Source organism: Gordonia polyisoprenivorans NBRC 16320 = JCM 10675 (genome assembly GCF_000241325.1).
In the GTDB taxonomy this organism is placed as follows: domain Bacteria; phylum Actinomycetota; class Actinomycetes; order Mycobacteriales; family Mycobacteriaceae; genus Gordonia; species Gordonia polyisoprenivorans.
In genome coordinates, this window is record NZ_BAEI01000075.1 from 1 (window position 1) to 15,531 (window position 15,531).

General features: G+C 66.8%; 11 protein-coding genes. 6 read left to right on the forward strand and 5 right to left on the reverse strand.

Annotated features, from left to right (window positions below):
- On the forward strand, positions 1 to 1,846 hold a 1,846-nt coding region (locus tag GOPIP_RS28390), incomplete at its 5' end, for an MFS transporter (RefSeq protein ID WP_006371598.1).
- A 110-nt stretch (positions 1,847 to 1,956) separates the two neighbouring features.
- Here the strand turns inward: GOPIP_RS28390 and GOPIP_RS19985 are convergent.
- Positions 1,957 to 2,715 carry a 3-hydroxybutyrate dehydrogenase gene (locus GOPIP_RS19985; RefSeq protein WP_006371599.1) on the reverse strand — a complete coding sequence of 253 codons (759 nt, stop codon included), beginning with the start codon at positions 2,713 to 2,715 and terminating at the stop codon, positions 1,957 to 1,959.
- Positions 2,712 to 4,112, reverse strand: a complete 1,401-nt coding sequence (locus tag GOPIP_RS19990; protein WP_006371600.1) for an MFS transporter — start codon at positions 4,110 to 4,112, stop codon at positions 2,712 to 2,714. Before GOPIP_RS19990 ends, GOPIP_RS19985 begins: the two co-directional genes overlap by 4 nt.
- 117 nt (positions 4,113 to 4,229) lie before the next feature.
- Between GOPIP_RS19990 and GOPIP_RS19995 the strand changes: the two genes are divergently transcribed.
- Together GOPIP_RS19995 and GOPIP_RS20000 are read left to right on the forward strand one after the other, a co-directional pair.
- Entirely contained in the window at positions 4,230 to 5,129 is a 900-nt protein-coding gene (locus GOPIP_RS19995) for a LysR family transcriptional regulator (protein WP_006371601.1), read from the forward strand.
- A gap of 76 nt (positions 5,130 to 5,205) precedes the next feature.
- Entirely contained in the window at positions 5,206 to 5,757 is a 552-nt protein-coding gene (locus GOPIP_RS20000; protein WP_006371602.1) for a dihydrofolate reductase family protein, read from the forward strand.
- Between the two features lie 16 nt (positions 5,758 to 5,773).
- Here GOPIP_RS20000 and GOPIP_RS20005 read toward each other — a convergent pair whose 3' ends face one another.
- From GOPIP_RS20005 to GOPIP_RS20015, 3 genes are all read right to left on the reverse strand, one after another.
- Positions 5,774 to 7,015 (reverse strand): oxygenase MpaB family protein, encoded by a 1,242-nt coding sequence (locus GOPIP_RS20005; protein WP_006371603.1) that lies wholly within the window; start codon positions 7,013 to 7,015, stop codon positions 5,774 to 5,776.
- Positions 7,016 to 7,101: 86 nt separating this feature from the next.
- Entirely contained in the window at positions 7,102 to 8,517 is a 1,416-nt protein-coding gene (locus GOPIP_RS20010) for a M28 family peptidase (RefSeq protein ID WP_006371604.1), read from the reverse strand.
- A gap of 130 nt (positions 8,518 to 8,647) precedes the next feature.
- Complete coding sequence (locus GOPIP_RS20015) at positions 8,648 to 9,580, reverse strand: LLM class F420-dependent oxidoreductase (protein WP_014361818.1); 933 nt, start codon at positions 9,578 to 9,580, stop codon at positions 8,648 to 8,650.
- 310 nt (positions 9,581 to 9,890) lie between these two features.
- On the opposite strand from GOPIP_RS20015, the gene GOPIP_RS20020 reads away from it, so the two are divergent.
- The 3 genes from GOPIP_RS20020 to GOPIP_RS20030 all read left to right on the forward strand — a co-directional run bounded on the left by GOPIP_RS20020 (position 9,891) and on the right by GOPIP_RS20030 (position 15,531).
- Positions 9,891 to 12,386: a LuxR C-terminal-related transcriptional regulator gene (locus GOPIP_RS20020; protein ID WP_138944146.1), complete on the forward strand. Its 2,496-nt coding sequence runs from the start codon at positions 9,891 to 9,893 to the stop codon at positions 12,384 to 12,386.
- A 133-nt stretch (positions 12,387 to 12,519) separates the two neighbouring features.
- On the forward strand, positions 12,520 to 13,521 hold the full coding sequence (locus GOPIP_RS20025; RefSeq protein WP_006371607.1) for a TIGR00341 family protein: 1,002 nt from the start codon (positions 12,520 to 12,522) through the stop codon (positions 13,519 to 13,521).
- A 108-nt stretch (positions 13,522 to 13,629) separates the two neighbouring features.
- Positions 13,630 to 15,531, forward strand: coding sequence for an alkyl/aryl-sulfatase (locus GOPIP_RS20030; protein ID WP_006371608.1), 1,902 nt, complete (start codon positions 13,630 to 13,632; stop codon positions 15,529 to 15,531).

Genomic DNA, 15,531 nt, shown 5'->3' on the forward strand with positions numbered 1-15,531 from the left:
GCTGACCGGGCTGATCGGCGGCGTCATCGTGTTGGCCGCGTTCGTGTTCATCGAAACCAAGGTCGACAGCCCCCTGTTCGAACTGAGCCTGTTCAAGAACCGGTCGTTCACCTTCGGTAACCTCGCCAACCTCGCCGGTTCCATCGGCCGTGGCGGTTTGCAGTTCATCCTGATCATCTGGCTGCAGGGCATCTGGTTGCCGCAGCACGGCTACGACTACTCGCGTACCCCGCTGTGGGCCGGTATCTACATGATCCCGATGACCATCGGCTTCCTCATCAGCGCACCGGTTTCCGGAGCACTCTCGGACAAGCTCGGCACCAAGTGGTTCACCACCATGGGCATGCTCATCACCGCAGGCACCTTCGGCGCACTGATCGCGATGCCGGTGAACTTCACCTACTGGGTGTTCGCCCTCGTGCTCCTCATCAACGGCATCGGCATGGGCCTGTTCGCCTCCCCCAACCGCGCCGAGGTCATGAACTCCCTACCCATCACCTCGCGTGGTTCCGGTGCAGGCATGATGACCACCTTCCAGAACGCCGCCATGGTCCTGTCCATCGGCCTGTTCTTCTCGCTGATGATCGCCGGACTCTCCACCCACCTACCCGACGCCATGTACTCCGGACTGACCGCCAACGGTATGCCCGCACCCGCCGCCGACGGCATCGCCCACATCCCGACCGTCGGCATCCTGTTCGCGGCATTCCTCGGCTACAACCCGATCCGTGAAGTCGCCGGCCAAGCACTGCAAGGACTCCCCCAAACCAGCGTCGATCACCTCACCGGCCTCAACTTCTTCCCCCACCTGATCAGCGACCCCTTCTCCGACGGCCTCACCGCAGCATTCACCTTCGCACTCATCTGCTGCGTCCTCGGCGCCATCGCCTCACTGTTCACCGGCTCGAAGAAGAAGCCTGCGACTCCGGAGACCGTGGGTGCGGAGTTGGCCGCGGTGGCCGGTGATGTCGGCTTCGGCACGCCGTCCGAGTTGGTCACCGAGGAGGAGTCGACTCGCCCGATGGCTGCGCCGCGGCATCTGTTGACCTCGACCGGCGAGGCCGGGGCGCAACCGGTGCGGCCGCGAATCGCAGGGTTGATCACCTCGGGCGACGGGTCGCCGGTCACCGACGCGGCGATCACCGTCACCGATCTGCGCGGCCATCAGGTCGGCGCGACCGCGGTTCACCCCGACGGGTCGTATGCGGTGACCGATCTGGTCGACGGCACCTACACGGTGATCGCGACGGCTCCCGGGCTCTCGCCGCGGGCGCTGGCGGTCTCGGTGGTCGGGGATCTGGTCTTCCGGCGTGACTTCGCCCTCGGTGGCGGTGCGTCGCTGCGCGGCTGGGTCCGGGACGCGCATCGTCCGTTGCCCGCGAATCTGGTTGTCACCGACCAGTCGGGTGCGGTCATCGCCAACGCTCAGGCCGATTCGGACGGTCGGTTCACCGTCACCGGTCTGTCGGCCGGCGACACCCTCGCGGTGACGGCCTCGGCACCGGGCTATGCGCCGTCGAGCCAGCTGATCACGGTTGAGAACGGTTCTGCCGCTGAGGCCGAGATCGTGTTGTCGGCCACCGGCGGCGTCCAGGGCACGGTCCGGACCGTCGACGGCACCCCGTTGGTCGGGGCGACCGTGTCGGCGATCGGGCCGGATCAGACGATCGTCGCGTCGGTGACCACCGACGCGGACGGCCGCTACCGGATCGAGGGCCTCACCGACGCCCAATTCACGTTGGTCGCCAACATGTATGAGCCGACAGCGGTGCAGGCACGCGTCGTGACCGGCGAGCGCACCACCGTCGACATCGGTCTCGGCGTCGACCGCCCGACGGTGCGATGAGCACCGCCGTGACGTAACGGCACGTCATTCACCAGCGACTGCGCGGTGTGCCCCCAACGGCACACCGCGCAGTCGTTTGTGGTGCGGGATCGTATGCGGGGCTGACCGTCTCAGCTCGCGCTCCACCCGCCGTCCATCGGGTAGGACGCACCGGTGACCATCGCCGCGTTCTCCGAGGCCAGCCAGACCACCAGGGAGGCCACCATGTCCGGGGTCGTCATCGACTTGATGGCACTTTCGGCGAGCAGCACGTTCTCGACCACCTCGGTCTCCGACATGTGGTGTACGCGTGCCTGATCGGCGATCTGCCGGTCGACGAGATCGGTGTGCACGTAGCCGGGATTGACGCAGTTGCTGGTGACACCGTGCGCGGCGCCTTCGAGTGCGGCGACCTTCGACAGTCCTTCGAGCGCATGCTTGGCCGAGACGTAGGCCGATTTGTATGCCGACGCCCGCAGCCCGTGGACCGACGAGATGTTGACGATCCGCCCGAACCCGTTGCGGTACATGGCCGGTAACGCCGCGCGCATCAGCAGGAACGGCGCCTCCGCCATCAGGCGGTGCATCCGGCGGAAGGTGTCCGGCGCCATCTCCTCGATCGGCGCGACCGATTGGATACCGGCGTTGTTGACGAGGATGTCGACGTCGAGGGTGAGATCGTCGAGTTCGGTGGTGTCGGTCAGATCGACCGTCCAGACCTCGCCGTCGAGGTCGGCGGCGACCTGTTTGGCGGCGATCCCGTCCACGTCGGCGATCGTCAACTGTGCTCCTGCGGCGGCGAGACCGCGGGCGCAGGCGGCGCCAATTCCGTTGGCGGCACCGGTGATCAGTGCCCGACGGCCACTGAGATCGACTCCGGCGGCGCTCATGCCGTGACCTCCGTCCGCACCTGCCGCACACCGAGATTGTCCCGGGCGTCGGCGGCGTCGATGGATTCCAGTGACGCACCACGGGTTTCGCGGGCGAAGGCGACCGCGATCAAGGTGACCACCGAGGCCCCGGCCAGATAGATCGCGATGGGCACGGAGGAGTGGAAGCTGCTCAGCAGTTCGGCGGCGATGATCGGCGCCAGCGATCCGGCGACGATCGAGGTGACCTGATAGCCCAGGGACACACCGGAATACCGCATCCGGGTGGGGAACATCTCGGCCATGATCGCCGGCTGACCGGCGTACATGAAGGAATGGAACACCAAGCCGATGATGATCGCCGACATGATCACCAGGTGATGACCGGTGTCCATCATCGGGAAGGCGAAGAATCCCCAGAATGCGGTGGCGAACGCGCCGAGGGCGTAGACGGGTCGGCGGCCGACGCGGTCGGAGAGCCGCCCCACCAAGGGGATCACCGCGAAGTGCACCGCGTTGGCGACCAGCATCCACCACAGGATGAGTTCGGTGTCGGCGTGCACGACGACCTTCAGATACGTGATCGAGAAGGTCACGACGAGGTAGTACATGATGTTCTCGGCGAAGCGCAGGCCCATCGCGGTCAGCACCCCGCGCGGGTAGAGCCGGATCACCTCGAGCACGCTGAACGAGGTGGCCTTGGCATCCTCGATCTCCTGTTGTGCGCGAACGAAAATGGGGGCGTCGGTGACCTTGGTGCGCACGTAGTAGCCGACGAACACGATGACCGCCGACAGCCAGAACGCCACCCGCCACCCCCAGCCGAGGAAGGCCGCGTCGCTCAACGTCGAGGTCATGATCAGCAGCACCATCGTGGCCAACAGGTTCCCGACGGGGACACCGGCCTGCGGCCACGACGCCCAGAAGCCGCGGCTGCGGTCGGGGCTGTGCTCGGCCACCAGCAGCACCGCGCCACCCCACTCACCGCCGACGGCGAATCCCTGGACGAATCGCAGCACCACCAGCAGCACCGGCGCGAGGTAGCCGATGGCGCCGAAGGTCGGCAGACAGCCCATCAGGAACGTCGAGACGCCGACGAGCACCAGGCTCAGTTGCAGCAACTTCTTACGACCGAACTTGTCGCCGTAGTGACCGAAGACCACCCCGCCGAGCGGGCGGGCGGCGAAGCCGACGGCGTAGGTCACGAACGCGGCGATGATGGCGTCGAGTTCGTTGCCACCCGCGGGAAAGAACACCTTGCTGAACACCAGGGTCGCGGCGGTGCCGTAGAGAAAGAACTCGTACCACTCGACGACGGTGCCGGCCATCGACGCCGCCACCACGCGTCGCAGCCCCGAGGGTCGATAGGTCTGCGCAGCGTCGGGATTCGGCCCGTCTGCGCTCTCACGGTTGGCCATGATCACTCCTCTTCCGGGCACCGGGTGTGATGCCACTCACATCTCGTCCGAGTATCAATGCCCGTCAATGCGCTTTCAATGACCTCTTCGTCGCATCGGATCTGCAAATATGCAGATATGCCGTCCACCAGCCCCAGCTCCGACGACCTGCTGGTGCTGCTGGCCGTGGGACGGACCGGCCGCTTCACCACCGCCGCCGACTCGTTGGGCCTCAACCACACGACGGTCGCGCGGCGAATCGAGAGCCTGGAGAAGGCACTGGGCGGTCGCGCGTTGGCGCGCGGGTCGGGCGGTTGGGAGCTCACCGATCTCGGCAGGCGGGCATTCGCCGCGGCCGAACAGATCGAGGCTGCCGTTCGCGACCTCGGTGCCGATGCGCGGGACGGTGTGTCGATCAACGACGTGGTCCGGATCTCGGCCACCGACGGCTTCTCCGCCCTGCTCGCCGCACCCGCCGCGGTCGCGGTGCGCACCCGGCATCCGGGTATCGGGGTCGAGATCGTCACCGCGACCCGCTTGGCCTCGCACACCCGCACCGGTCTCGACATCGAGATCGTGGTCGGCGAGCCGCACGTCCATCGGGCCGAGGCGATGCGGTTGGCCGACTACCGGCTCGGGCTGTACGCGTCGCGGCGCTACGTCACCGAACACGCCATGCCGCACACCGCCACGGAGCTGACCTCGCATCCGCTCGTCTACTTCGTCGACTCGATGCTGCAGGTCGACGATCTCGACCTCGCCCGCACCCTGGTCCCGCAGATGGCCGAGGGGCTCACCTCGACCAACGTCTTCGTCCACGTCGAGGCGACCAGGGCCCACGCCGGGATCGGTTTACTCCCCTGCTATCTGGCCGATCGCCACGACGATCTGGTGCGCGTACTCCCGGATGTCAACGCCCAGTTGACCTATTGGCTGGTGACCCGGACCGAGGCCTATCGCCGGCCCGCGGTGGCCGCGATGGTCGAGGCGATCCGTGAGGTCGTCGAAGCACATCGGGAGGCGCTGTTGGGGGCGTGAGCGGGTGCCCTCCCGATGAGTTCACGTGCGCCGGGCGGTCTGTCTCTGTGCCACAACCACCGGCAGAGGAGAAGTCATGCGCAAGCTCGTCGTCACCCAGAACGTCACCCTGGACGGATCGATCGAGATGCTGACGTCGTGGTTCGATCCGACGGACCAGACCCCGGACCTGATGGCCGAGAGTCACCGTCAGGACGCCGAATCCGACGCACTCCTGGTCGGACGCCGGACGTTCGAGGACTTTCGCGGCTACTGGCCGCACCAGCACGACGATCCGACGGGCATCACCGACTACCTGAACGCGGTCGACAAGTATGTTGTGTCGTCCACTCTCACCGAACCCGGGTGGCAGAACTCGACCATCGTGCCCGGCACGTCCGTGACCGAATCCGTTGCGGCACTGAAACAACGAGGTGGCCTCGACATCGTCGTCACCGGCAGCATCATACTCACCCACGCACTCATCACGGCCGGCCTCGTCGACGAGTTCCGCCTGTTCGTCTACCCCGCGGTGCAGGGCCGCGGCCGCAGGCTGTTTCCCGAGCACGGGTCCGCTCCACAGCTACGCCTGCTGGAAGCGCGGTCGTTCACCAATGGGGTTGCACTGCTGCGATATTCGACTCATTGACCGGAATCATTTCCCGTCAGCGCCGCAATTCCGAGGGCGCCGCGAACTCCGCCGGACGATCGGACTGCCACGTGTGCCAACGCTCCCAATGAGCCACCGACCACTGCTGCAGACGCTCGTCGACGCCGGGTACGAGTCGTCGGGCCACCTCACCGACGAGTCGTGGCGGCACCTGCGCGAGCAGGAGCGCAACGCCGATCCAGCCGGCCGGGAGATCGAAACGCCGGCGATTCTGCGGCAGCATGAACAGTCGCGCATATCCCGATTGGGCCTGCAGGTGATACCAGGCGCGCCATCGATCGCGTCGGGTCATATCGGGTCGCGGCGCAAAGCCGGGCACGAACGATTCGACGAGTTCGGCTCCGGCAGAACCGGAATCGTGCGATCGGGTGGCGTCGAACAGATACAGCAGGCGTAGACCGTCGGAGATGGTCCGCGGATAGATGTCGTCGACGCGCACCCCGAGCAGATAGCCGAGGTAGCGATTGAAGACCAACGATGCCTCGAGTTCGGCCTTCGAGGTGAGGTAGCCCAATCCGTAGAGCCCCATCGCGGGCCCCACGCTACCGCCGAGCAGCGTCAGCATCATCTCGCTCTGGCTGATCGGCAGCCCCCACTTCTGGTCGTCCCACTCGTCGTGGCGCCGGACCCCGGCGCGCACCGAGACGTGCATCACCCGAACGCGCATGGTGATCGCGCGGGCCAGACTTCCCTGGCGCACAATGGCTCCCGGCCGCGAGACCTCGATCCACCAGCGGCTTGTCTCGAGATAGCGATTGAGTGCGCGTTCGCCGGCATAGCCTCCGGCCAACGACAGCGGCACCGCCAGCGACCCCTCGGTGTAGGTATCCATCGTTCCGGCGTTGCCGACGCCGCCCAGCGCGTACGCCCACCGACGCCACACCGCGGCGCCGGCTTCGATCTGGACGGGATCGGCCCAGTCGGGCATCGCGTCGAAGTCGGCGAACAACGCACGCATGGACTCCGGTGCATCGTCGACGGCGTCGATTCCCTCGTCCAGCGCGCGGTCGAGCAACTCGCGGCTGCGCTGCGGACCGAGCTCGCCGCGGTAGGTGTCGGCGACGAACCGCTCGGCCACCGGGTCACCCGCGAGCAGCAACTCGCCGTAGCGCTGCGCGATGCGCTCGTCGGGCAGCAGGTCAACGCCGGTCCATCGCTTGACCCGCTCGGCCACTCGACGATGCGCGGAATCACCCAACGGCCAGCGGTACGCGGTCGGCAGTGCGCCGGCGCCCACGTCGCCACCGCCCGCGACAGAGGCGTCTGAGATGGATTCTGCAATTCGTCTCACGTGGTTAGGGTAGCCGATCGCGGCGGCCCGGGTCAGAGCATCGCGAAGTACCCCGCGGCGTACGCGACGGCCGGGGCCATCGTGCCGAGCACCTTCTGGTTGACGTTGGCGAAGGTGTCGCGGGCGGTGTGGTAGTTCTGATCGAAGATCTCACCCGCGGTCCCGCCCCAGCGTGTCGCCTGCTCGGGGGTCTTGACCTTGTCGGCACCGGAGTCGACGCCGCCGGTGGCGATGCCCGCCTGCGCGAACGCATCGTAGTCGGAGCGGCCGTCGAATCCGGAGGGCTCGGGGCCAACTCCTCTGCGGGTGAGGAAGTCGGTGAACACCCGCTCGATCTCCCCGGACCCTCGCGGCCCGGCGTAGGAGTCCGGCAGGTGCGACGACCCGTCGCCGTCGGAGACGAAGTAGCCACCATTGTGGGAGCCGAGCATATCGAAATTGAGGTACTGCCGGATCGAGGCACGGCCGGCGGCGGGCAGCGTCTCCACGTAGTGAGTGGAGCCGATCAACCCCTCCTCCTCGGCGCCCCAGAACGCGAAGCGCACCTTGTTCTTCACCGGCGCGAGTGCGGTCATCGCCAGCGCGGTCTGCAGCACGGCCGCGGAGCCAGAGCCGTTGTCGTTGATGCCGGGGCCCTCGGGGACGCTGTCGAGGTGCGCGCCGAGCATGACCACCGAATTCGGCAGGCCGGTGTGGGTCTCGGCCAGGAGATTCCACGATGTCACGCGCGCGGTGCGGGCATCGACCGCCAGGGTCAGCGACCCCGCTTGCCGCACCTGCGATCCCAGGTCGCGTGACACCGCCACCGCCGGCAGCGGATCGCGGGCGTCTTCACCCAAAGTGCCTTGGAGCGGGCCATTCTCGGTGTTCACGATGACCACTGCGCGCGCCCCTGCGATCTTCGCGTTGGCCACCTTGTCACCGAATGGGCACACACCACGGTCGACCACGACGATCGCGCCGCGGGCGGTCGCCGGGAAATCGCCCGGCTGGCAACCGGGGGTGGTGTCGGTGGTCGGCACCGCGCTCACGGGCGCGGTGAGTGGCGCACTCGCCCCGGAATAGCCGAGAACCTGCGAATCGATCGGCGCGCCACCCGCGCTGAGCTGATGGCTCTTCTCCTCGAACATCGTCGCGCTGAATTCCTGCCGCGTCGGGGTGTAGCCGGCCTCGCGCAGCCGGGTCTCGACGTAGTCGAGGCTTCGGAGGTACCCGGCGGTGCCCAGGGCACGGTTGCCGCCGTTGCGGTTGGCGATGTCCTGCAGTGCCCGAAGGTGATTCGACACATTCGACGCCGTCACCCCACCGGCGACCGTGGTGCCGTATGTTTCGGGCAGCGTGCTCGCGAAAGCCGGTGCGGCAGCGGCACCTCCTGCCGTCGCGATCACCGTCGCGGCGATCACCGCCACGAGCGCCGTGCGGCGTACCGACCGACCCCGAACCCGCATACCCGCACCGCCCTCTCGGCCCCCTGAGAGCCTTCTCGGTCGTGACCTGATCACCCGAATCGGGCAATCCTCTCGGGTACGGTAGCGCAGTTCTCGCCGAGCTGTGCGGTTCCCGCCGATCTGCGCAGTGCTAAGCGATTTGCGGCACAACCTCTTTCGCCACGAGTTCGAGATGATCGAGATCGGCGAGATCAAGGACCTGCAGGTAAACGCGGCTCACACCGATGTCGCGGAAACGGCTGATCGTCTCGACGACCTCGTCGGGTGTGCCGGCGGCGCCGTTCGCACGCAGTTCGGCGACGTCGCGACCGATCGCCTGCGCGCGACGTGACAGTTCGTCTTCGCTACGGCCACAACACAACACGAGGGCGACCGAGTAGGTGAGATCGTCGGCGTCGCGGCCGGCGGCGGCGCACGCCGAGCGCACCGTGTCGAATTGTGCGGCCACGGTGTCGAGTGACTGGAACGGGATGTTGAACTCGTCGGCGAAGCGTGCGGCGAGGGCGGGCGTCCGTGTGCGGCCCATGCCCCCGATGATGATCGGCGGCCGCGGAGACTGCGTCGGCTTGGGCAATGCGGGGGAATTCTTCACCGTGTAGTGCGCGCCATGGTGGTCGAAGCGCTCGCCGACGGGTGTCTGCCAGAGTCCGGTGATGATCTCCAGTGATTCCTCGAGCCGGTCGAACCGTTCTCCGAGCGATGGAAACGGGATGCCGTAGGCGAGGTGCTCCTCTTCGAACCACCCCGCTCCGAGGCCCAATTCGACACGGCCACCACTCATCTGGTCGACCTGGGCGACCGAGACCGCCAGCGGCCCGGGGAGCCGGAAGGTCGCCGAGGTGACGAGCGTACCGAGCCGGATACGGGAGGTGTCGCGGGCAAGACCGGCCAGCGTCACCCACGCGTCCGTCGGGCCGGGTAGGCCGTCGGCATCGCCCATCGCCAGGAAATGATCCGACCGGAAGAACGCATCGAATCCGAGATCCTCGGTCGCCGTGGCCACGGCGAGCAACTGGTCGTAATCGGCGCCCTGCTGGGGTTCGGTGAAGATTCGGAAGTCCACGTGGCCACGGTACGTCAGCCCCGATCCGCGATCGGTGTCCCCCGATAACAGGACACCGGCGGCGATTTTGTCAAGCTCGCCGTCACCGAGGACGGTTTGTGACATAAGCTCAATCGCATCACACGCATTATTCAACGATTCGGGGATTGAGAATGCGAAATTGCATAAAGCAATCCGTGTGGCGCCGCGAGGCCCTGTGAGTTCTACGTCAGCGGTGTGGCAGCCTTTTCCGTGGTATTTGACCTCGATTCCTCACGCTCGGCCCGACACCATTGTTCGGCACCGTCTCAGCATCGCACTCGGGACCCTGGTGGGTGAGCACCGCGTGGTGGCGGTGAACGCCCCGTCCGGCCACGGCAAGACCGTCGCCGTCGCCGACTGGGCCCGCGACACCGGGCTCCCGGTGGCGTGGCTGTCGATGCCCCGCACCGAAGCCGATCCCGCCGAGCTGTTACGCGGCATGATCAGCGCGATCAGTCGCCTGCCCGAACTAGGTGATCATCCGACGCTGGCCTCGTTACACAAACCCACGGTGACGGCATCGATCAGGCCGTGCGAGTTCGCCGACGCGATCGACACCATCGGTCAACGCGTGGTCGTGGTCATCGACGACGCCCATCGCGTCGCCGACGCCCTCGCCGATCCCGGCATCGCCGACCTGATCGAGAACGGCCCGGACACTCTCCGGTTCGTCCTCGTCGGTCACAGCGGTGGACTGACCCACGCGCTCAGCCGCGCACTGCTGCACGGCACGTGCGCGATGGTCGATGCGTCCCACCTCACGTTCACCACCGAGGAGGTGGCGGGAACGTGCGCCACGTCGGGAACATCCCTCGATCCGCAAAAACTCTGGGCGGCCACGGGCGGATGGCCGATCGCCGTCCACGCCGCGCTCATGGGCGGCGGCCTCACCCCCACCGGCCCCGACACCCCTTCCACCCTGCTGACCGACTACGTCGCGACCGAGATCCTCGCTCCGTTGCCGGCCGAACTTGCCGAGTTCATCCTCGACATGACCACCACGTCACGCTTCGATCTCGCGCTGGCGATGGCACTCAGCGGCCGCGCCGACGCCGCCACCCTGGTTGCCGACTGCGTCGTCCGCGGGCTGTTCCTCAGCCGGGTCACCGACCGGCGTTCGACGGACGGCGACCCGACCACCGTCTACACGTGGCATTCGCTCTTCGTCGAGCACTGCCGGCTGATCCTGCAGCGCACCGACCCCGACCGTCAGCGCAAACGTCGAATCTCCGCCGCCGAACATCTTCGCGATTCCCACCCCCTCCACGCCGCCGAGCTGTCCCTGCTGGCCGACGACGCCGAACGTGCCGTCGACATCCTCACCGACAATTGGATCGGCCTCGTCATCTCTTCCGGCGTCACGGCAACCGAGACCACGGCCACCGCACTCGAGTCCCAGGTCGACGACCCGGTCCGCGCCAGCCGACTGACCTACATCCGTGCGTGCTGCCGGGCGATCCGGGGCGACGCGATCGGGGCTCGCCGATTGTTCGCCGACGCCGAAGCCCTCCACGAGCTCCACCCGAATCCCGATACCGACCTGACCCGCGCCGTCGCCACGCTGCTGTACCACGACGATCACCGCCTGCTGGTGCAGGCGCACACCCACATCGTGTCGGTACTCGACGATCCGGCGCAGGACGCCCGCATCCGACCGGTCTTCCGCGCCGGCTGCACCTTTCTCGTCGGATGGACCGCTCCGCGGCTGCGTATCGACCCCGCCCGAGGAGTCGACCTGCTGCGCAACGCAATCGAGGAATGCCGGGCCGCCGGACTGACCGCGATGGCCACACGCGCCGAGAGTAGCCACACCTTCGCACTTGCCTTCGCCGGGCGATTCACCGAGATCACCCGCGTCATCGCCGACTCCGACGGCGGGGATGAATGGGATTACTACGACGTCGGCATGAATGCTTTCACCCGCGGCTGGATCGATTTCTGGACCGGCGATCTCGACGCCGCGCTGCACAATTTTTCCCGCCACGACAATTCGCGATCCATGGACGGATATCCGCCGCTGGCGCGGGTATATCGCCTGATCAGTGCGTCGATTCTGCGGCGTGGCGCCGAGGTCGACTCCGCGAGCGCCGACCTGGAGTGGGTCACCGACGAAGATCTGCACGGTGTGCCGTGGCCGGTCTACCGACGTCTGGCCCAGGCGCGGGCGGCGGAGTTCGGCAACGCCGACGACGAGGTCCGGCGACTGGCCGCCGAGGTGGAGAGCACCTCGGCGGTACCGGTGTCGCGCGCACTCTTCGCCGGCATGCTGCGCCGCCAGGGTGACCTCATCCAGGCGCGGCGGTTCACCCACGGACTCGACGCTCCCGACCTGCCTGCCTACGTTCGGGTGTACGCCATGCTCACCGATGCGGTCGTCGCGTGGCAGTCGGGTGATCGGCGTGCGGCGCATCGCCTGCTCGACCGGTCGATCACCCTCGCCGCCCCCGAGTTCATCGCCTTGCCCTTCCTCGACAATCACGACCAGCCCACCACCGATCTACTCGCGGCGCACGCCCCCCGGGTGTCCGAGCCCGGCTTCCTGGCCGAGATGTTGACTCGACGGCATACACTGTTGCGCAACGACTCCGAGTCCACCAGAGGGCTGACGACACGCGAACTCGAGGTGCTCGAATACCTCCGGACGCCGATGACCGTGCAGGAGATCGCGGCTGCGTTGTTCATCTCTCCCAACACGCTCAAGACGCACTGCCGCTCGCTGTATCGCAAGCTCGGCGTCGACAACCGGCGCGACGCGGTACGCGTCAAGGGGTTCCTGCGGCCCTGACCGGTTCGGGTCATCCCTTCGGGGTGAGAATTGCGCGTCACGCACGAGTCCGGTCACAAACAGACCGGAAAGATCGGTGTCCCAGTTATTCTCGGCGCAGATCACTTCGCCCTCGGCGAAGGAGGAGGCTCCGATGATTGGCATTCCCGAACACCTGGTCCCGACCAAGCAACGGCGCACCCTCGACGAGCTCGTCGATCGCCTGGACCTCGGTTCCGGAGAACGGTTGTCGAAGCAGTCGGCGTTCTGGGTGATGCTGACCCTCTCGGCCGTCATCGCCGTGGCAGGCGTGATCGGCGACAGTACCGCCACCGTCATCGGCGCGATGATCGTCGCGCCGCTGTCGACACCGATTCTCGGGATCGGGCTGGGGATCGTCACCGGTCGCGGTCGGCTCGTGCTGACGAGCATCGCCTACGTGCTCGCCGGGGTCGTGCTGGTGACCGTGCTCGGGGTGCTCTTCGCGCAACTGTTGCCCGATCCGACCAACGTGCTGACCAATTCGCAGGTGCAGGGCCGCACGTCACCGCGGCTCGTCGACCTCCTCGCGGCGCTGGCCACCGGGCTCGTCGGCGCGGTCGCGGTCACGCGCCGCGACGTCGGTGATGTGCTGCCGGGAGTGGCCATCGCCATCAGCCTCGTTCCGCCACTCGGTGTCGTCGGGGTGTGTCTGGGGTCGGGTGCGCCGTCATTGGCGTTGGGCGCCTTCGTGTTGTTCGCGTCCAACGTGGTGGCGATGGTGATCACGAGTGTCGTCGTGTTCACCATCGCCGGTGTCGCGCATCCCGCGCAGGCGACCGCAGAGTCGGCCGCGAGACCGCGCCGGGCGCGCGCCTATGTGGTGTTGCTGATCGCTTTGGTCGTTGTGGCCGTTCCGATGGTCGTCAACTCGCTGACATCGCTGTGGGCCCAGCAGGTCGCCGACGCCACGCGTAGATGGCTCGACGACGCGCACGTGCCCTCGGCCGTGGTGACCAGTGCGTCGTGGAGCGGGGACACGGTGACCGTGCACGTCCTGGCGCCGGGCGATCTGCCGCCGGTTGCGGCATTACAGAAGACCGTCGATGGTCTGGTGCCCTGGAATCCGCAGGTCATCGTCGAGCACACCTCGGGTAGCCGCGAGACCGCCAACTGAGGTCGCGAGGTCCGAAGTCATCCGCCGAAGGTGAGGACACGACATGTCGTGGCCACCAGACTGGGAACGACTGCACCCGACCGTCGACCCACTCACTCGAGGTGAACGATGACCGACCCGCGCGACGCGACCCCGACCATCTCCGCAGCCAACGATCCCCAACAGTCGTCCTTGCCTTTCATGGACACTCGCGACCAGGCGGCCTCCGGACGCGGCTTCGTCGCAGCGCTGGACTCCCCGGTGATAGCGGGTGGCGACGGCAATCCGGTGTGGGACTGCTCGGAATTCGGTTTTCTGGAGGACTCGTGCCCGCCGACCGCGAATCCGAGTTTGTGGCGTCAATCCGGACTCGTGGCCAAACACGGCCTCTACGAGGTCACCGACCGCATCTACCAGGTCCGTGGGTTCGATCTGTCCAATATGACCATCGTCGAAGGTGATTCGGGTGTCATCGTGATCGATCCGCTCATCTCCAGCGAGACCGCCTCCGCCGGGTTGGCACTCTACCGCGCCCACCGCGGTGAGCGGCCGGTGACCGGCGTCATCTACACCCACTCGCACATCGACCACTTCGGCGGCGTCAAGGGGGTGACCACACAGGCGGCCGTCGATGCCGGGGAATGCGTGGTCATCGCACCGGCCGGGATGGTCGAACATGCCGTGGCCGAAAACGTCTACGCCGGAACGGCGATGGGCCGTCGAGCCGCCTACATGTACGGTGCGGCGCTACCCCGTGGGCCGCAGGGCGCGATCGGCGCGGGCCTGGGTCAGTCGACCTCGACAGGCACCGCCACGCTGATCCTGCCCACCGTCGACATCTCCACCACCGGTCATACCGAAACCGTCGACGGCGTCACCATCGAATTCCAGATGACCCCGGGCACCGAGGCGCCCGCGGAGATGAACTTCTACTTCCCGCAGATGCGCGCACTGTGCATGGCGGAGAACGCCACACACACCCTGCACAACCTGCTGACGCTGCGCGGAGCGCTGGTCCGCGATCCGCACGTGTGGGCCAAGTACCTCACCGAGGCCATCACCACCTTCGCCGGGCGGTCCGATGTGCTCTTCGCCTCCCACCACTGGCCCACCTGGGGCACCGAGGAGCTCACCGAATTCCTTGCACTACAACGCGATCTGTACGGCTACCTGCACGACCAAACACTGCGTGCCCTCAATCAGGGCAAGACCGGACTCGAGATCGCCGAGGACATCGAGTTGCCGCCCGCATTGACCAATGCCTGGCACACCCACGGCTATTACGGCTCGGTGAGCCACAACGTCAAAGCCATCTACCAGCGGTACATGGGCTGGTTCGACGGCAATCCCGCGCACTTGTGGGAACACCCGCCGGTGGCGTCGGCGACCCGTCACGTCGAATTCATGGGCGGCGCCGAAGAAGTGATTACCAAGGCCCGCAAGTCTTTTGACGACGGCGACTACCGTTGGGTGGCCACCGTGCTGAATTACGTGATCTTCGCCGACCCCGACAACGTCGACGCCAAGCGGTTGCAGGCCGACACCTACGAGCAACTGGGCTACGGCTCGGAGAACGGAACGTGGCGCAACTTCTATCTGATGGGCGCCTACGAGCTACGCCACGGACCGATCGGCACGCCGACCACCACCTCGGCTCCCGATATTGCCGCAGCCCTGTCGGTGGACCAACTGTTCGACGCAGTCTCGTTGCGGGTCAACGGACCTGCGGCATTCGATGCCCACATCATCATCGACTGGCGGATCACCGACGAGGAGCGGTTGCACCGCACAGAACTGCGCAACGGTCTTCTGGTACATCACGATCGCACACCCGACGACGGTTCAACCGCGGCCGGACTGACGGTCAGCTGCACCCGCGCAGAACTGCTTGCCATCGTTCTCGCCGGGGCCGATCCCGCGGCGGCGGTGGCCGATGGGTCGGTCGAGATCGAGGGCGACGGTGCACTTTTCGCCGAGCTCGCAGGCTACCTCGATTCGCCCGATCCGGATTTCGCGATCGTCACACCGTGA